We start from the raw sequence: 17,507 nt of genomic DNA on the forward strand, positions 1-17,507 counted from the left end.
TGTTCAGCAGGTCAGGAGTCCAGACCGATCGCGAACGCCGCCTCCAGGTCGTGCTGGGAGTACGTACGGAACGCGACGTGGGTGTCGGTGGCCTCGACGCCGGGGATCTTGCTGATCTGGCCGGGGATGATGTCCGCGAGGTCGTCGTGGGCTTTCACGCGGACCATCGCGATCAGGTCGTAGGTGCCGGTGACGGAGAAGACCTCGCTGACGCTCTCCAGCGCGGCGATCGACTCGGCGATCTCGGGGATCCGGTCCACGCTGGTCTTGATGAGGACGATCGCGGTGATCACGGTTGGTTCTCTCCCTCGGGGGCCGCTGCTGAGGCCTTCACTCTAGTGGTTGGGCCGAATCGGACCCACGCGTAGACGAAGCCCAGACCGAAGCCCACCAGGTGGGCCAGGTAGGCGACGCCGGGGCCCTGGGCGGCCCGGCCCGCCGCCAGCCACTGCAGGGCGGCCCAGAACGGCAGGACCAGCCAGGCCGGGAAGCGCAGCGGCAGGAAGAACAGGAACGGGAAGAGACTGGTCACCCGGGCCCCGGGGAACAAGTACAGGAACGCGCCGAGGACCGCGGAGATCGCCCCGGAGGCGCCGACCAGTGTCTGGGCGGAGCCGGCGTTGGCGGCCGCGTACCCCAGCAGGGCCAGATAGCCGCAGCCCACGTAGAAGAGGGCGAACTCGATGTGGCCCATGCGTTCCTCGGCCATCGCCCCGAAGACGTAGAGGAAGAGCATGTTGCCCAGCAGATGCAGCCAGCTGCCGTGCACGAAGAGCGCCGTCGCGGGTGTCAGCGCGGCGCGCGGGGCGCCGCCGAGCAGCTCGGCCGGGACGACGCCCCAGCGCGCGAAGTAGGAGCGCTGCGCGGCGAGCAGTTCGTCACCGGTGCCGTAGACGGGATTGAGCCCGGCCGCCGGACCGATCACGAAGATCAGGCAGCACAGGACGATCACTGCGTACGTCATCGGCGCCGGCTGTCGGCGGAGGGCTCCGCCGACCGTCGCACCCCAGCTGCCGCCCCGGTTGCCGATCATGAACAGAGCATGGCGTAACGGGACCGAACCGCACAGGCCGCCTCGCCGCCGTGGACAGCCGAGCGTCGAGTCCCCGCCAGGCCGTAGGGTAACGAGCCACACGCACCGGGCGACCGGTTCGGACGCACACTAGAAGGAAAGCGACCAGCCACGATGACGGTTCCCCCGCCCACCGCCGAGACCCGGTGGCGCTGCACCCTCTGCGGCAATCTGACGCGTTTCGACGTGACCCGCTCGTCGAAGGTCGTCGAGTACGTACACCTCGACCTGGCCGGTGAGCCGAACGTCGAGGAACGTGAGGTGGTCAGTGAGACCATCGAGTCGGTGCGCTGCCGCTGGTGCAACGCCGTGGATCAGGTGGAACTCGTGGACAGGCCGGGCGCCGGCTCCTGAGGGAGCGGGCCCCGCACAGGCATTGGGGTGACGGATGGTGGAGACCACAGGCGGGGAGCCGGACGACGGCACCGCTGAGGTGCTCGACCGTCCGCTGCCCGACGGCGTGCGCCGCCGTGTCGTGCAGATCGTCTCCGACGGCTTCGGCGGACTGACGGTCGCCGAACTGCCCGCTCCGCTGCGGCAGTATGCCCGGTTCACCCCGACCCGCCGGGCCAAGTTCGCGGGCAACGCGATGGCCGCGGCGCTGGAGACGGACCCGCTGTTCAGACAGCGGATCGCCGAGAAGCTCCGCGAGGCCCAGCCGGAACTGGCCGCGGCCCTCGACTCGGCCGCGCCGCCCCCGGCCGCCGACCCGCTGGACGTGGCGGCGGCCGCGTACGTGCTGCGCCCCACCGGCTGGGTGAAGCTGGTGACCGCCGCGGGCGAGGAGGCCCAGCGGGCGGACGCCGAGCGCGCCGACGAGGAGAGCCGGGTCGAGCTGGAGCGGCTGCGCGAGGAGCTCGCCCAGGCCCGCGACCAGACCCGGGCCGAGACCGAACGGCTGCGCACGGAGCTGGAGTCGGCGAAGAAGGAAGCCGATTCGCTCCATCGCAAGCTGCGCAGCGCCTTCAGCGACGTCAAGCGCGGCGAGGCTGCCGTGCGCAAGCTGCAGGCCGAGATGGACGCCCTGCGCACCGACGGGCAGACCCAGATGTCGGCCGCGGAGAGCGAGACCCGGCGGCTCAAGGCGCGGCTCAGCGAGGCCGAGGCGACGCTGGAGGCCACCCGCAAGGCAGCGCGCGAGGGCCGCAGCGTCGAGGACATGCGCGTACGGCTGCTGCTGGACACCGTGCTGGACGCGACGCAGGGGCTGCGCCGTGAACTCGCCCTGCCGCCGGTTTCGGTGCGCCCCGCCGAGACCGTCGACGCGGTCGAGCCGGGCCGGATGACGCCGAAGGACATCGCCACCCGCGCCCTGTCCGAAAACGATCCCGCGATCCTCGACCAGCTCCTCGCGCTGCCGCAGGCGCATCTGGTCGTCGACGGCTACAACGTCACCAAGACCGGCTACCCCCAGATGCCCCTGGAGAAGCAGCGGCTGCGGCTGCTCGGTCAGCTCTCGCAGCTCGCCGCGCAGACCGGCGCCGAGGTCACCTGTGTCTTCGACGGGGCCGAGCTGGCCGCGCCGGTGCTGCTGGCGCCGCCGCGGGGTGTGCGGGTGCTGTTCTCCAAGCCGGGTGTCACCGCGGACGAGTTGATCCGCCAGCTGGTGCGCGCGGAGCCGCCGGGCCGGCCGGTCATCGTCGTCTCCACCGACCGCGAGGTGGCCGACGGCATCGCCAAGGCTGGTGCGCGACCGGTGGCTTCGGTGGTGCTCCTCAAGCGCTTCTCGCACGGTTGACCGTCTGCGGCGTACGTCTCATAGGCAACGTACGCACCATGCGTAACCTCTGGGCTTGATGCCCGAATTGGCGGGGTCTTCACGCAACGTAGCGTCAAACGCGCATTACCGCTCGTGAGTTGAGTGTAAAGAATGCGCTCGGTGACCGAGATTTTTCACCTGAGGATTTGAACTGATCACAGGAAGGTCACTAGGGTCAGCCCTCGAACCCCCGCTCGGGTGATCACTCATTGGGAGTGACGGCGGAGGTGCACCGCCCGTCGGGGTATCGGCAGGCGGCTGGAGGAAGAAGGAGCTCGCCTTCGTGGCGTCCCACCGTCGACCCAAGCAGCCGAGCCGCACCCGTGTGACCGTGCTCACCACCGCCGCAGCCGCTGCCGTGGCTTTCAGCGCGAACGCCGCCAACGCCGCGCCGAGCGAGAAGCCGAGCAAGGACGAGGTCAAGTCCAAGGTCGACAAGCTCTACGAAGAGGCCGAGAAGGCCACGGAGAAGTACAACGGCGCCAAGGAGAAGCAGGAGAAGCTGGAGAAGCAGATCTCCACGCTCCAGGACAACGTCGCCCGCGGCCAGGAAGACCTCAACGAGCTGCGTGACGGCCTCGGTTCGATGGCCAGCGCCCAGTACCGCACCGGCGGCGTCGACCCGTCCGTGGCGCTCTTCCTCTCCTCCGACCCGGACGACTACCTCGACAAGGCGTCCGCGATGGACCAGCTGAGCAGTCAGCAGGTCGATTCGCTGAAGAAGGTCCAGGAGAAGCAGCGATCGCTCGCCCAGCAGCGCCAGGAAGCCTCCGAGAAGCTCAAGGACCTCGCCGACACCCGTACGGAACTCGGCAAGAAGAAGAAGGAAGTCCAGGGCAAGCTCGCCGAGGCGCAGAAGCTCCTCAACACCCTGACGGCCAAGGAGAAGGCGGCCCTCGACGCCGAGCAGGAGCGCGCCAGCCGCGCCAGCGCGCGCGACGCCCTCGACTCCGGTTCGGGTTCCGGTTCCACCGCTCCCGCCTCCGGGCGCGCCGGTGCCGCGTTCGGCGCCGCCCAGAGCAAGATCGGCTCGCCGTACGTCTACGGCGCCTCCGGTCCCAGCTCCTTCGACTGCTCGGGCCTCACCTCGTGGGCGTACGCCCAGGCCGGTGTCTCCATACCCCGGACCTCCGAGGCCCAGGCCAACGCCGGTACCCGCATCTACTCGCAGAGCGATCTGCAGGTCGGCGACCTGGTCATCTTCTACGGCGACTTCCACCACGTCGGCCTCTACGCCGGCCACGGCCAGGTGCTGCACGCCCCGCACAGCGGCGCGGTCGTCCGCTACGAGGCGATCGGCAACATGACCTTCGAGTTCGGCGTCCGGATCGGCTGACCGCCGTCCGTAACCGAGGTTCGCCGCGCCGCCCAATCGGGCGAATTGCAGCACCTCGCGCTGACCCCACGCCCCGCCCATGACCTGCGTCATAGGCGGGGCGTCACTGTGTGTGCCCGCCGAGGTCGTTGGTCGGGACGTGATCGCACGGCTACTGTCTGGCGCGTTTCCCCCAACTCCGGGGGTACGTCAGCGGAAGGGAGTGCGACCGGTCGTGGGGTCCCATCGCCGCTTTGCACCATCCGGCCTGAGCAGGGGCCGTGGCGCCACGGTCGCCGTGCTGTCCGCCGCGGCCACCGCGGCCGCGGCCCTCGGCGCCGTACCGGCCGGCGCCGCGCCGCAGGACGACACCCGGGCCGAGGTGGACCGCCTCTACGAGCAGGCCGAGAAGGCCACCGAGGCGTTCAACAAGGCCGACGAGCGTGCCGACGCGCTGCGCGAGCAGGTGTCCACGGCCCAGGACCGGATCGCCCGGCAGCAGGAACGCATCAACACCATGCGGGACGCCCTCGGTTCGCTCGCCGGGGCCCAGTACCGCTCCGGCGGCATCGACCCCTCCCTCGCGCTGCTCTTCTCCGACGACCCGGACGACTACCTCGACAAGGCCGCCGCGCTCGACCGCATCACCGTCCACCAGGCCGGCGAACTGAAGGACCTCGAAAGCGCCATGCGCGACCTCGCCCAGGAGCGCGCGGAGGCCACCGGCAAGCTCGCCGACCTGGAGAAGAGCCGCAAGGCCGTCACCCGGCACAAACGGACCGTCGAACGCAAGCTGGCCAAGGCGCGGCAGCTGCTCAACCAGCTGCCGTCCGCGGAACGCGCCGCCTACGACCGGGCCTCCCGCTCGACCCGCGCCGACATGCCGGACCTCGGCGCCGGCGCCCCCTCCTCGGACCGCGCGGCGGCCGCCATCGCCGCGGCCCGCTCCGCGCTCGGCCGCCCGTATGTGTGGGGTGCCAACGGCCCCGGCGGCTTCGACTGTTCGGGCCTGATGCAGTGGTCGTACGCGCAGGCGGGCGTCGGGCTGCCGCGCACCTCGCAGGCGCAGCGGTACGCCGGACGGCAGGTGCCGCTCTCCCAGGCGCAGCCCGGCGACCTGATCGCCTACCGCGACGACGCGAGCCACATCGCGATGTACATGGGCAACGGCCAGGTGATCCACGCCCCCTATCCGGGCGCGCCCGTGCGCTACGACCCGGTCGGGATGATGCCGGTCTCGTCGGTCACCCGCGTCTGACCGGACGGGGGTGAGGCGCCGTACGATCTGAAAGGTGGCAGGTCGAAGGCGTACGTCGCGAGCGGGGTTCTCCCTGGTGCTGCTGTTCGCCGTGCTCGTCGGCTGCGGAGGCGGTCAGGGCTCGGACAGTGTGTCCGCGGATGTGCGGCGGGTGCTCGACCGGCGGGCGCTGGCGGTCCTCGACCGGGACGAGCCGGCGTTCCGGGCCACCGGTCAACAGGGCGCCGGGGTCGAGGAGTTCGGGAACCTGGACCGGGTCCCGCTGGCGGCCTGGTCCTACCGGCTGACCGGGGTGCACCGCTCGGGCGACCGGGCGACGGCGGACGCGGAGCTGCGCTACCGCATCGACGGCTACGACCACGCGCCCGTCACCGCCGCCCGCACGCTGACCCTGACCCGTCGCGACGGTGGCTGGTACGTCGTGTCCGACGAGCCCGCGAAGAAGACCGGCGAGCAGCTGTGGGACCAGGGGGACGTCCTGGTCGCCCGGGGGAAGCACAGCCTCGTGCTGGGGGTCGGGCAGTCGCAGGAGGCGCTGCGCGGCTACGCGGACCTGGCGGACCACGCGGTGCCCGCGGTGTCGGACGCGTGGGGCACGGACTGGGCGCGGCGCGACGTCGTGCTCGTACCGGACTCGCTGGACGACATGGCGGGGCTGCTCGGGGCGTCCGCGTCCGGGTACCGGGGGATCGCGGCGGTCACCACGGGGGAGGCGGGCGGTTCGGCGAAGGCGCCCGCGGACCGGATCATCGTCAACCCGGACGCGTACGGCGTGCTCGGTGACTTCGGCCGGCAGGTCGTGCTCACCCACGAGACCACGCACGTCGCCACCCGCGCCCGCACCACCGCCGCCACGCCTCTGTGGCTCTCCGAGGGGTACGCGGACTGGGTCGGCTACCGGGGCAGCGGCCGCACCGCGGCGCAGGCCGCGCCCGAGCTGCAGCGGGCCGTGCTGGACGGGCAGGTGCCGGCCGGGCTGCCGGACGACGCGGCCTTCGGGTTCAGCGGGAGCGCGACGGAGCTGGCCAAGGCTTACGAGGGCGGCTGGATGGCCTGTCGGCTGATCGCTGACCACTGGGGCGAGGTCCGCCTCAACGACTTCTACCGCGCGGTCGGCAGCCACCGGAAGCGGCCGGGCGCGGTCGAGGACGCGCTGCGGGACGAGCTAGGGACGACGCCGGAGAAGTTCACCGCGCGGTGGCGGGACTATCTCCGGGCTCAACTCGGCTGATCCAGCAGGCCGATGGCCTCCGCGAGCCACTTCCGCTCGGCCTCGCCCGTGGCGCGCGCGACCCGCAACATGCCCTGCCGGAAGAGGTCGCCGGCCTCCTCCGCACTTACGGGGCTGCCGTCGCGGTAGAAGAAGCTGGCCGGTGTCTCCAGGAAGTCCAGCCGGCGGCGGAGCACCGCGGACTGCTCGGCCGGGTCGGGCAGATGGCGCAGGAACGCCAGCAGTGTGTTGAAGCGCACCTGGTCGGTGATCTCGGCCTGCTTGGGCCGGCGCAGCCGCTCCAGGAGATCCTCGCGGCCCTCCTCGGTGAGCGACAGGATGCGGCGCGGGGCCGCGCCGGCGCCGGGTTCCTCGTGTTCGTCGAGCTTGCCCGCGGCGATCAGGCGGTTGATGGCGGGGTAGAGGGCGCCGTCGCTGACCGGGCGGACATGGCCGCTGAGGGCCTTGATCCGCTCCTTCAACTCGTAGCCGTGCAGGGGCTCTTCGTGGAGAAAGCCGAGGATCGACAGTTCCAGCACGGGATCAGCTCCTTCTCGCGGGGCGCTTGCGGGCGTCGTATCAGCATGGTACCTCTTATCGAGCTACCTCTAAACGAGGTAGCTCGTATCGAGGGGGCTCCGTGAACACCCACCGCAAGCAGCTCGTCGCACTCGCCCATCCCGTCTACTTCTCCCTGCTCGCCTCCGTCGCCGCCGGGATCATCAACACCGTGTGGGTCTCGCGGCTCGGGGGCGCGGCCGTCGCCGCCGTGGCCGTCGCGACGAACACCGAGAACGTGCTGCTCGGGGTCGCCCTGGTCTTCGCCTCCGGGACGACCGTGCTGGTCGCGCACGCCCGGGGGGCCGAGGACCCCGGCGCCCTCCGGTCGGCCGTACGCGGCGGCTGGGCCCTGTTCGCGGTGGTCACCCCCGTGGTCGCCGTCGGCGGCCTGCTCCTTCGCGAACCCCTCGCCCGGCTGGTCCTGGGCGGCGCGGGGCCCGCCCTGACGCTCGCCGTGCAGTACTTCGCGATCTCCCTGCCCGGCATCGCCGTCTTCTTCGCCCAGCAACTCGTCGACGGCATCCTCAAGGGCACCGGCGACACCCGCACCCCGATGCGCCTGGCCCTGCTCGCCAACGGCCTGATCCTGGGCCTCGACCCGCTCCTCATCCACCGCTACGGCGTCCGGGGCGCCGCCGCCTCCACCGTGCTGTGCCGCGCCGCCGCCCTCGCCGTCGGGCTGTACGTGCTGAGCCGCAACGCGCTGCTGCGCACGGCGGCGGACGTCCGCCCCGCAGAGAGCACCGGAGCCGCGCTGCGCCGGACCTTGCGCACCGGCCTGCCGATGTCCGCCGACTTCACCGTGCGCCAGGGCGGCGCGCTCGTCCTGGTCGCGATCGTGGCCAGGCTCGGAGTGACCGCCGTGGCGGCGTACTCCATCGCCTACAAGGTCATGTACATCGCGACCATGGCCTTCTACTCCGTCCGGCAGGCCGCCTCGATCCACACCGCGCACCTGCGCGGGGCGGGCCGCGACGAGCGAGGCGCCGTCGGACGGCAGGCGGTGCTCGTGTCGGGAGCCGTGGGCCTTGTCGCCGCGGCCCTGCTCTGCGTCCTCGCCCCCTGGATCATGCGGGCCTTCGGCGCCGGACCCGACGTCGCGCACGAGGGCGTGCTCCTGCTCCGCTGCATCGGCCCCTATCTGCTGCTGATGGCGTGCTTCATCGCGGTCGGCGGGGTGTTCGAGGGAAGCGGCGGCGCGCCGCTCCTGCTGCGCGTGACCCTGCTCGGCACGGCGGTCCAACTCCCGCTCGCCTACGCCCTGTCGGGGCTCGGACTGCCCGGGATCTGCCTCGCCATGGCGCTCTCCATGACCGTGCAGTGCGCGGCGGTCATGGTGCTCCTGCGGCGGGCCGGGCGCGCCCGGGATCACGGCGAGGCGAGTGTCTCCTTGGTGCGGGCGGCCTGAGCGGGCACGGTCGGGGCCGGCTGGGACACCGTGCCCCGCCACAGCTCCCGGGCGGCGAGCAGCGCGGCGAGGACCAGCAGGCCGTTGCGCGCGAACAGCAGGGTGAGGCCCAGCCCGTCGCTGAGGACCACATGGTCGAACCAGACGGGGAACTCCAGCACGGTCACCAGGCACGCCGCCATCACCAGGCCGGCCGGCAGCGCCATCCGGCTGCCCCGGAAGCACAGGCTGACGGCCGCGAGCCCGACCAGCCACACCAGGTACTGCGGGCTGATGACCCGGCTGGTCGCGGTGAACATCAGCACCGCCACGAACGCGGCGTCGGCGAGTGTGTGCGGCAGGAAGTGCCTGGCGCTCAGCCGCCACAGCAGCAGCCAGCCGAAGGCGACCGCCGTGAGCCCCAGCGCCGCCGTGCTCACCACGTCGACGTACTTCCCGACGAACTCCACGGAGCCGTAGTTCAGCACCACCTCGCCGTCCCAGCCGAAGTGCCGGGCGACATGGAAGACGAGGGAGCCGAGCGACTCCACCTCGGTGCCCCGCTCGCGCTGGAAGGTCAGAAAGGCGAAGGCGCCGGGCATCGCCGCCGTGAACAGCACCGCCGTCACGGCGACGGTCACCGCGGCCGAGGCCCACGCCGCCCCTTTGCGCACCCCCACCAGCAGCAGCACCGGCCACACCTTCAGCAGCGCGCCGAGGCCCGTCAGCGCCCCCATCACCCGCGGGTGGCGCGCACCGGCCAGCAGTGCGGCCACCGCCACCGCCGTCACCATCACGTCGTAGCGGGCGTACACGGTCGGGCCGAGCAGCGGGACGCCCACCACCCACACCCAGGCGCCGCGCGGCGACTTGCCCGGACGCAGGCCCGCGTACTGCAGCAGACAGAAGACCAGCAGGTCCGCGAGGAAGGCGAGGACGAAGAACGCCGAGGCGTAGCCGAGGAAGGGCAGCAGTGCGGGGGAGAGGATCGCGAGCGCGGCGGCTGGCGGGTACTGCCAGGTGACGTCGTCGAGCGGGAAGGTGCCGGTGCGCAGGACGTCGTACCAGCCCTGGTAGATCACCGACACATCGGTGGTGACGTCCGGGCCGGGGAAGAGGAACACCTTGAAGACGAAGAGCAGCAGCGCCAGCCTGGTCAGGCCCCAGACCGCCGGCAGCCCGTACGGGAGCCTTGTCCCCCTTGCGCCCGTCATGACCACCTGACCCTTGTTTGCGTCGATCTTGTGGATTTCGCTGAGTCATGATGGCGTGCCATGCTGTGCGAGAGCCATGAAGCGCGGCCGTACGGAGCTGTGAGTGCGTCCGGGGACGGGTTCGGTAGGGTCGGGCGCGATGCACAAGACCCTGATCGTGACCAACGACTTCCCGCCCCGGCCGGGCGGCATCCAGGCGTTCCTGTACAACATGGCGCTGCGCCTGGACCCCGAGCGGCTCGTCGTCTACGCCTCCACGTGGAAGCGGGGCCGTGAGGGCGCCGAGGCGACGGCAGCCTTCGACGCCGAGCAGCCCTTCCCTGTCGTACGGGACCGCACGACCATGCTGCTGCCGACGCCTGCGGCGACCCGGCGGGCCGCCGATCTGCTGCGCGAACACGGCTGCACGTCGGTGTGGTTCGGAGCGGCCGCCCCGCTCGGGCTGATGGCGCCCGCGCTGCGCCGGGCGGGCGCCGAGCGGCTCGTCGCCACCACGCACGGCCACGAGGCCGGCTGGGCGCAGCTCCCGGCGGCGCGCGGGCTGCTGCGCAGGATCGGCGAGTCCACGGACACGATCACCTATCTCGGCGAGTACACGCGCTCGCGCATCTCCTCCGCGCTGACGCCGGGGGCCGCCTCCCGGATGGTCCAACTGCCGCCCGGCGTCGACGAGAAGACCTTCCACCCCGGATCGGGGGGTGACGAGATCCGGGCGCGGCTCGGGCTCACCGACCGGCCCGTCGTCGTCTGCGTCTCACGGCTGGTCCCGCGCAAGGGGCAGGACACGCTGATCCTCGCCATGCCGCGCATCCTCGCCAGGGAGCCGGAAGCGGTCCTGCTGATCGTCGGCGGCGGCCCGTACGAGAAGGAGTTGCGCAGGCTCGCCCGGGAGACCGGGGTGGCGGGCGCGGTGCGCTTCACCGGCGCTGTGCCCTGGAGCGAGCTGCCCGCCCACTACGGCGCGGGGGACGTCTTCGCCATGCCGTGCCGTACCCGCCGGGGCGGGCTCGACGTCGAGGGGCTCGGGATCGTGTACCTGGAGGCGTCCGCCACCGGACTGCCCGTGGTCGCCGGCGACTCGGGCGGCGCGCCCGACGCGGTGCTCGACGGCGAGACCGGCTGGGTCGTGCGCGGCGGCTCCCCGGAGGAGGCCGCCGACCGCATCGTCACGTTGCTGGGCGACCCCGAACTGCGCCGCCGGATGGGCGAGCGGGGGCGCGAGTGGGTCGAGGAGAAGTGGCGCTGGGACCTGCTGGCGGAGAGCCTGAAGACGCTGCTGTAGGCATTTCAGCCCGTCCGGCGTTTGAGGACGAGCGCGTCAGCGCGATGCAGGGGGAGAGAGCAGGGCGCGGGTCCTCGCTCACCGAGGCCCCGCGCCCTGATCCAACAGCACCAACAGCCCGCCTACTTCTGGTAGAGCGCCTCGATCTCGTCCGCGTAGTCCTTCGCGACCACGTTGCGCTTGAGCTTCAGCGACGGCGTGAGGTGCCCCGACTCCTCGCTGAACTGGGCGCCGAGGACACGGAACTTGCGCACCGACTCGGCCTTCGACACCGCCGCGTTGCCGTCGTCGATGGCGGACTGGATCGTGGCGAGGAGATCGGCGTCGTCGCGCAGCGACACCGCGGTGGAGTCGGCCGGTTTGCCGTGCTCCGCGGCCCAACGGCCCAGGAACTCCTCGTCGATGGTGACCAGCGCGCCCACGAACGGCCGACCGTCGCCCACCACCATGCACTCCGCGACCAGCGCGTGCGCGCGGATGCGGTCCTCGATCACGGCCGGGGCGACGTTCTTGCCGCCCGCGGTGACGATGATCTCCTTCTTGCGGCCGGTGATGCGCAGGTAGCCGTCCTCGTCGAGGGTGCCGATGTCACCGGTGTGGAACCAGCCGTCGGCCAGCGCCTCGGCGGTCGCCGCCTCGTTGTTCCAGTAGCCCTGGAACAGGTGCTCGCCGTGCAGCAGCACCTCGCCGTCGTCGGCGATCCGCACGACCGAGCCGGGCAGCGGCTGGCCGACCGTGCCGATCTTCGTGCGGTCCCAGGGGTTGAACGCGGTCGCCGCACAGGACTCGGTCAGGCCGTAGCCCTCCAGGACCGTGAAGCCGATGCCGCGGAAGAAGTGGCCGAGGCGCTCGCCGAGCGGCGCGCCGCCGGAGATCGCGTACTCGCCCTTGCCGCCGAGCACCGCGCGCAGCTTGCTGTAGACGAGCTTGTCGAACGTCTTGTGCTTGATCTTCAGGCCGAGCGACGGACCCGAGGGGGCGTCCAGCGCCTTGCTGTAGGCGATCGCCGTGTCCGCGGCCTTGTCGAAGATCTTGCCCTTGCCGTCCGCCTGCGCCTTGGCGCGCGCCGAGTTGTAGACCTTCTCGAAGACGCGCGGCACACCGAGGATCAGCGTCGGCCGGAACGAGGCCAGCTCGTCCGTGAGGTTCTTGATGTCCGGGACGGTGCCCAGCTTGATCGGCGCCATCATCGGCGCGATCTGCACGAGCCGCCCGAAGACGTGTGCGAGGGGGAGGAAGAGCAGGACGGAGCACTCGCCCGTGCGGAAGAGCGGGCGCAGGCGCTCGACGACGTTGCCGCACTCGGCGAAGAAGCTGCGGTGGGTGAGCACACAGCCCTTGGGGCGGCCGGTGGTGCCGCTCGTGTACACGATGGTCGCCGGGTCGTCCGCCTTGGCGATCGAGCTGCGCTCCTCGACCGTCTCGTCGCTGACGCCCTTGCCCGCGCGGCCCAGCTCCTCGACGCCGCCGCCGTCGATCTGCCAGACGTGCTTGAGGGCGGGCAGCCGGTCGCGCACCGACTCGACGGTGGCGGTGTGGGTGTCCAGCTCGACGATGCAGGCGGTCGCGCCCGAGTCGCTGAGGATCCACTCCACCTGCTCGGGCGAGCTGGTCTCGTACACCGGCACGGTGATCGCGCCCGCGCTCCAGATCGCGAAGTCGAGCAGCGTCCACTCGTAGCGCGTACGGGACATCAGGCCGACCCGGTCGCCGGGCTGGATGCCGGAGGCGATGAGCCCCTTGGCCGCCGCGTGCACCTCGGCGAGGAACACCGTGGCCGTCACGTCCTGCCACACACCGCTCACCTTGCGGGCCATGACCGCTGCGTCAGGATGCTGCGCGGCATTTCTGCGGACGATGTCGGTCAGGTTTCCGTCCGCAGGGACCTCGTACAAAGCCGGAAGGCTGAACTCGCGCAAGACTGCTGCTCCTCATAGGGCGCCGGCGCCACGACTCTGTGTGATGCGACGGTGCGGTCCAAGGCTCGGGCAGGTACCCAGAAGAATCATTGTTGAATTCCTGAGTACGACTGGACTGCCCGGACGTTACCCACCGGTACGCCGGTTCCGATAGGGGGTCCCGGCGAGATGTTCCCTGCGTCACACGTGGGGGTGTTCCTTAGCGCAGAGTAGTCCAGCCCTTTCCTGACTAGCCAGTAACCGCAGGTCCGAACGCCACTGTTCACGTTTGCCCCACACGCCTACGCTTGATCGTCATGGCACCCACACCGGCCGGAAATCCGAGGACACGCATCCATGTGGTCAGTGACGTGCACGGAAACGTGCGTGACCTGGCCCGAGCCGGCGAGGGTGCGGACGCCCTGATCTGCCTGGGTGACCTGGTCCTCTTCCTCGACTACGCCGACCACTCGCGCGGCATTTTCCCCGACCTGTTCGGCGCCGAGAACGCCGACCGGATCGTCGAACTGCGCACCGCCCGCCGCTACGAGGAGGCCCGGGAGTTCGGGGCCCGGCTGTGGTCCGGCATCGGGGGCGACCGCGCCGCCGCCATCGAGAAGGCGGTGCGCAAGCAGTACGCCGAGATGTTCGCCGCGTTCCCGACACCGACGTACGCCACGTACGGCAATGTCGACATGCCGATGCTGTGGCCGGAGTACGCCGGACCCGGCACGACCGTGCTGGACGGCGAGCGGGTCGAGATCGGCGGCCGCACCTTCGGCTTCGTCGGCGGGGGCCTGCGCACCCCGATGCGCACCCCGTACGAGATCAGTGACGAGGAGTACGCGGCGAAGATCGAGGCGATCGGCGAGGTCGACGTGCTCTGCACGCACATTCCGCCGGAGGTGCCGGAGCTGGTCTACGACACGGTGGCGCGGCGCTTCGAGCGCGGCAGCCGCGCCCTGCTGGACGCGATCCGCCGCACCCGTCCCCGGTACGCGCTCTTCGGCCACGTCCACCAGCCGCTGGCGCGACGGATGCGGGTCGGGGCGACGGAATGCGTGAATGTGGGGCACTTCGCGGGTTCCGGCAGGCCCTGGGTGCTGGAGTGGTGAGCGGCGGCGGAGGCGAACCCGAGGTGGGGTGACAGCGCCTGTCGCTGTGCGCGGTAGCCTTCACGCTGCACACACGTGCGCACCACCCTCCCTCACCGGACCGCATCTGGAGGAGCCACCGCGATGGCGGAACACACCAGTTCGAGCATCACGATCGAGGCGGCACCGACTGACGTCATGGCGGTGATCGCCGACTTCGCCCGCTACCCGGACTGGACGGGAGAGGTGAAGGAGGCCGAGGTGCTCGCCACGGACGAGCGGGGCCGCGCCGAGCAGGTGCGCCTCGTCATGGACGCGGGGGCCATCAAGGACGACCAGACCCTCGGCTACACCTGGACCGGCGAGAACGAGGTCTCCTGGACCCTCGTCAAGTCCCAGATGCTCCGCTCCCTGGACGGCTCGTACACCCTCAAGCCCGCGGGCGCCGGAGCCACCGAGGTCACCTACCGCCTCACAGTCGACGTCAAGATCCCCATGCTCGGCATGATCAAGCGCAAGGCGGAGAAGGTCATCATCGACCGGGCGCTGGCGGGCCTGAAGAAGCGGGTCGAGTCGGGTTCTTAGCCCGTCCGGCGTTTGAGGACGAGCGCGAAGCGCGATGCAGGAGGAAAGGCGGCGCGGCCCCCAGGACAGCGGGAAGGGTAGGGGCGGAGGGGGCGAAAAAACCTCCCCCCACCCACGGGTACCGTTCAATCCCATGCGCACCCTCCTGATCACAGGCCCCGGCGGCTCCGGCCGTACCACCGTCGCCGCGGCCACCGCGCTGAACGCCGCCCGCCAGGGCACCCGCACCCTGGTGCTCAGCGCCGACCGCACGGACACCCTGGGCGCCGCCCTCGGCGTACCCACGGGCGCGGCCCCGATCGAGGCGGTGCCCCTGCTCACCGCCTGGCGCCCCGACGCGGCCGACCGGTTCCGCGCCGACCTCACCGCCTTCCAGGAGCGCGCGACCACCGCCCTGGACCTGCTCGGTGCCTCCCGTCTGGACGCCGAGGAACTCACCCCGCTCCCCGGCGCCGAGGAACTCGCCCTGCTGCGCGCCCTGCGCGACGCGGCGACGGCGCCGGCCGGGACGTACGACCTCGTGGTCGTGGACCTTCCCCCCGCCCCGGAGTCCCTCGCCCTGCTCGCCCTGCCCGAGGAACTCCGCCGCTACCTGCGCCGCCTGCTCCCGCCGGAGCGCCAGGCGGCCCGCGCCCTGCGCCCCGTGCTCGGCCGGCTCGCGGGCGTCCCGATGCCCGCGGAGTGGCTGTACGAGACGGCCGCGCGCTGGGACGTCGAACTGGCCGCAGTGGAGGCCGTCGTCCAGGACCGGACCACGACCGTACGGCTGGTCGCCGAGCCCGGCCCGGCAGGCACCGACGCGGTACGCGAGGCCACCACCGGCTTCGCGCTGCGCGGGCTGCGCGTCGACGTCCTGGTCGCCAACCGGGTCCTGCCCGCCGCCACCGAGGACACCTGGCTGGCCGCCCTCGCCGCCCAGCAGCGCAAGGCGCTGGAGGAGTGGGGACAGACGCACGACCTGCACGAGACCGCCCATCTGGGGCGCGACCCGCGCGGCGCCGACGACCTCGCCGTCCTCGACGTGCCCGGGGTCGGCACGGCACCGGCCCGCGTCGAATGGCCCGTCGCCGACCGCCTCGCCGACGACGGCGTCCTGGTCTGGCACATCCCGCTGCCCGGCGCGATACGCGAGGAACTGGACCTGATCCGGCGCGGCGACGAACTCCTCGTCACCGCGGGCCGGTTCCGCCGTATCGTGCCGCTCCCCTCCGCCCTGCGCCGCTGCACCGTGGACGGCGCGGCCCTGCGCGAGGGCGAGCTGCGGATCCGGTTCGCGCCCGATCCGCAGCTGTGGCCGCGGACACGGTGAATCGCGTACCCCCGTTCGGGTAACGTCGGAAGCAAGCACCGTAGGCAGGAGTCCGCCATGAGCGAAGAGCGCCCCCCGTATGACGCCGCTCAGGAGGCGGCCGACGACGAGGTGAGGGCGGGCGACGCCGACGCCTGGGCGAAGGCGTGTGCCGAGGACCTCGCGGCGGAGAAGGCCCGCCGCCGCACCCAGTACGGGCCGCCGCCGGGATCGGCCGCCGAGGAGCTGCGCAAGCTCGTCGACGCCGTCGCCGACAAGCTGTCCGGACTGCAGTCGCCGCTGTTCGGCTCGGTGGCCGGGGGAGCGGCGCAGCAGGTCGTCAACCAGGTCGTGCAGCAGGCCAAGGCCGCCGTCGAACCCGTCATCGAACGCAACCCCGACGTCTTCGACCACCTCGCGACCGCCGGATCCGAGCTGCTCGCCGCCTACCGCTCGGCGGTCGAGGCCCAGGAGCGGCGCTGGACGACCCGGGACACCGGACCCGGTGACGAGGACCCCGGCCCGGGGGAACGGATCGACTTGGACTAGAGCCCCCTCGGGTACGGTTGGCCGTAGCGGGGCTCGACCGAAACTGAGGGATTCATGGGACTCACCATCGGCGTCGATATCGGCGGCACGAAGATCGCGGCCGGTGTGGTCGACGAGGAAGGCAACATCCTCTCGACCCACAAGGTGCCGACTCCCAGCACGCCGCAGGCCATCGTGGACGCCATTGCCTCGGCCGTCGAGGGAGCGCGTGCCGGCCACGACATCGTCGGCGTGGGCATCGGTGCCGCAGGATATGTGAACCGCCAGCGCTCGACGGTCTACTTCGCGCCGAACATCGACTGGCGGCAGGAGCCGCTGAAGACCGAGGTCGAGGCGCGCGTCGGCCTGCCGGTCGTCGTCGAGAACGACGCCAACGCGGCCGCATGGGGTGAGTACAAGTTCGGTGCCGGCAAGGGCCACCGCAACGTCATCTGCATCACCCTGGGCACGGGCCTCGGCGGCGGCATCATCATCGGCAACAAGCTGCGCCGCGGGCACTTCGGCGTCGCCGCCGAGTTCGGCCACATCCGCATGGTGCCGGACGGGCTGCTGTGCGGCTGCGGCTCGCAGGGCTGCTGGGAGCAGTACGCCTCCGGCCGCGCCCTCGTGCGCTACGCGAAGCAGCGCGCCAACGCCACCCCCGAGAACGCGGAGGTCCTGCTCGGCCTCGGCGACGGCTCCCCCGACGGCATCGAGGGCAAGCACATCTCGATGGCCGCGCGGCAGGGCGACCCGGTCGCGGTGGACTCCTACCGCGAGCTGGCCCGCTGGGCCGGCGCGGGCCTCGCCGACCTGGCCTCGCTCTTCGACCCGTCCGCCTTCATCGTCGGCGGCGGCCTCTCGGACGAGGGCGAGCTGGTCCTGGACCCGATCCGCAAGTCGTACAAGCGCTGGCTGGTGGGCGGCAACTGGCGCCCGGTGGCCGACGTCATCGCCGCCCAGCTGGGCAACAAGGCGGGCCTTGTCGGTGCGGCGGACCTGGCCCGGGAGCCCGACCCGATCATGTGACGCACGCTCACTCGACGACGGCGCCCG

At 71.6% G+C, this 17,507-nt stretch carries 17 protein-coding genes; 12 read left to right on the forward strand and 5 right to left on the reverse strand.

What is annotated here, in order from left to right; genetic code table 11:
• Positions 1-11: 11 nt before the first annotated feature.
• Positions 12-293 carry an Lrp/AsnC family transcriptional regulator gene (locus tag ACN6LB_RS11875; RefSeq protein WP_356143061.1) on the reverse strand — a complete coding sequence of 94 codons (282 nt, stop codon included), beginning with the start codon at positions 291-293 and terminating at the stop codon, positions 12-14.
• Complete coding sequence (locus ACN6LB_RS11880; protein WP_445025780.1) at positions 290-1,033, reverse strand: rhomboid family intramembrane serine protease; 744 nt, start codon at positions 1,031-1,033, stop codon at positions 290-292. The genes ACN6LB_RS11875 and ACN6LB_RS11880 overlap by 4 nt, the downstream gene beginning before the upstream one ends.
• A gap of 153 nt (positions 1,034-1,186) precedes the next feature.
• On the opposite strand from ACN6LB_RS11880, the gene ACN6LB_RS11885 reads away from it, so the two are divergent.
• The 5 genes from ACN6LB_RS11885 (at position 1,187) to ACN6LB_RS11905 (ending at position 6,635) form a co-directional block, all read left to right on the forward strand.
• On the forward strand, positions 1,187-1,426 hold the full coding sequence (locus ACN6LB_RS11885) for a hypothetical protein (protein WP_356143057.1): 240 nt from the start codon (positions 1,187-1,189) through the stop codon (positions 1,424-1,426).
• 34 nt (positions 1,427-1,460) lie between these two features.
• On the forward strand, positions 1,461-2,810 hold the full coding sequence (locus tag ACN6LB_RS11890; RefSeq protein ID WP_356143055.1) for an NYN domain-containing protein: 1,350 nt from the start codon (positions 1,461-1,463) through the stop codon (positions 2,808-2,810).
• Between the two features lie 304 nt (positions 2,811-3,114).
• On the forward strand, positions 3,115-4,167 hold the full coding sequence (locus ACN6LB_RS11895) for a C40 family peptidase (protein WP_356143053.1): 1,053 nt from the start codon (positions 3,115-3,117) through the stop codon (positions 4,165-4,167).
• A gap of 214 nt (positions 4,168-4,381) precedes the next feature.
• A complete protein-coding gene (locus ACN6LB_RS11900) occupies positions 4,382-5,404 on the forward strand; it encodes an NlpC/P60 family protein (protein WP_445025781.1) in 1,023 nt (340 codons plus the stop codon).
• 34 nt (positions 5,405-5,438) lie between these two features.
• Positions 5,439-6,635 (forward strand): hypothetical protein, encoded by a 1,197-nt coding sequence (locus tag ACN6LB_RS11905; protein ID WP_445025782.1) that lies wholly within the window; start codon positions 5,439-5,441, stop codon positions 6,633-6,635.
• Here ACN6LB_RS11905 and ACN6LB_RS11910 read toward each other — a convergent pair.
• The gene (locus tag ACN6LB_RS11910; protein ID WP_445025783.1) at positions 6,623-7,153 is read right to left on the reverse strand and encodes a PadR family transcriptional regulator; all 531 of its coding nucleotides are present in this window, start codon (positions 7,151-7,153) and stop codon (positions 6,623-6,625) included. The genes ACN6LB_RS11905 and ACN6LB_RS11910 overlap by 13 nt on opposite strands.
• 101 nt (positions 7,154-7,254) lie before the next feature.
• On the opposite strand from ACN6LB_RS11910, the gene ACN6LB_RS11915 reads away from it, so the two are divergent.
• On the forward strand, positions 7,255-8,583 hold the full coding sequence (locus ACN6LB_RS11915; RefSeq protein WP_445025784.1) for an MATE family efflux transporter: 1,329 nt from the start codon (positions 7,255-7,257) through the stop codon (positions 8,581-8,583).
• On the opposite strand, the gene ACN6LB_RS11920 is transcribed toward ACN6LB_RS11915, so the two are convergent.
• The gene (locus tag ACN6LB_RS11920) at positions 8,544-9,776 is read right to left on the reverse strand and encodes a glycosyltransferase 87 family protein (protein WP_445025785.1); all 1,233 of its coding nucleotides are present in this window, start codon (positions 9,774-9,776) and stop codon (positions 8,544-8,546) included. The two genes, ACN6LB_RS11915 and ACN6LB_RS11920, sit on opposite strands and share 40 nt — an antisense overlap.
• A gap of 139 nt (positions 9,777-9,915) precedes the next feature.
• On the opposite strand from ACN6LB_RS11920, the gene ACN6LB_RS11925 reads away from it, so the two are divergent.
• On the forward strand, positions 9,916-11,058 hold the full coding sequence (locus ACN6LB_RS11925) for a glycosyltransferase family 4 protein (protein WP_445025786.1): 1,143 nt from the start codon (positions 9,916-9,918) through the stop codon (positions 11,056-11,058).
• A gap of 122 nt (positions 11,059-11,180) precedes the next feature.
• On the opposite strand, the gene ACN6LB_RS11930 is transcribed toward ACN6LB_RS11925, so the two are convergent.
• Positions 11,181-12,977 (reverse strand): AMP-dependent synthetase/ligase, encoded by a 1,797-nt coding sequence (locus ACN6LB_RS11930; RefSeq protein ID WP_445025787.1) that lies wholly within the window; start codon positions 12,975-12,977, stop codon positions 11,181-11,183.
• 338 nt (positions 12,978-13,315) lie between these two features.
• Between ACN6LB_RS11930 and ACN6LB_RS11935 the strand changes: the two genes are divergently transcribed.
• The 5 genes from ACN6LB_RS11935 to ACN6LB_RS11955 all read left to right on the forward strand — a co-directional run bounded on the left by ACN6LB_RS11935 (position 13,316) and on the right by ACN6LB_RS11955 (position 17,480).
• Positions 13,316-14,071 (forward strand): metallophosphoesterase family protein, encoded by a 756-nt coding sequence (locus ACN6LB_RS11935; protein WP_356139911.1) that lies wholly within the window; start codon positions 13,316-13,318, stop codon positions 14,069-14,071.
• A gap of 123 nt (positions 14,072-14,194) precedes the next feature.
• The gene (locus ACN6LB_RS11940; RefSeq protein WP_356139872.1) at positions 14,195-14,635 is read left to right on the forward strand and encodes an SRPBCC family protein; all 441 of its coding nucleotides are present in this window, start codon (positions 14,195-14,197) and stop codon (positions 14,633-14,635) included.
• A gap of 133 nt (positions 14,636-14,768) precedes the next feature.
• Positions 14,769-15,944: an ArsA family ATPase gene (locus ACN6LB_RS11945; RefSeq protein WP_445025788.1), complete on the forward strand. Its 1,176-nt coding sequence runs from the start codon at positions 14,769-14,771 to the stop codon at positions 15,942-15,944.
• Between the two features lie 57 nt (positions 15,945-16,001).
• Positions 16,002-16,472: a DUF5304 domain-containing protein gene (locus tag ACN6LB_RS11950; RefSeq protein ID WP_445025789.1), complete on the forward strand. Its 471-nt coding sequence runs from the start codon at positions 16,002-16,004 to the stop codon at positions 16,470-16,472.
• 54 nt (positions 16,473-16,526) lie between these two features.
• Entirely contained in the window at positions 16,527-17,480 is a 954-nt protein-coding gene (locus ACN6LB_RS11955; protein ID WP_356139875.1) for an ROK family glucokinase, read from the forward strand.
• Positions 17,481-17,507 lie beyond the last annotated feature (27 nt).

The sequence above is a fragment of the Streptomyces sp. SAS_270 genome (assembly GCF_052543295.1).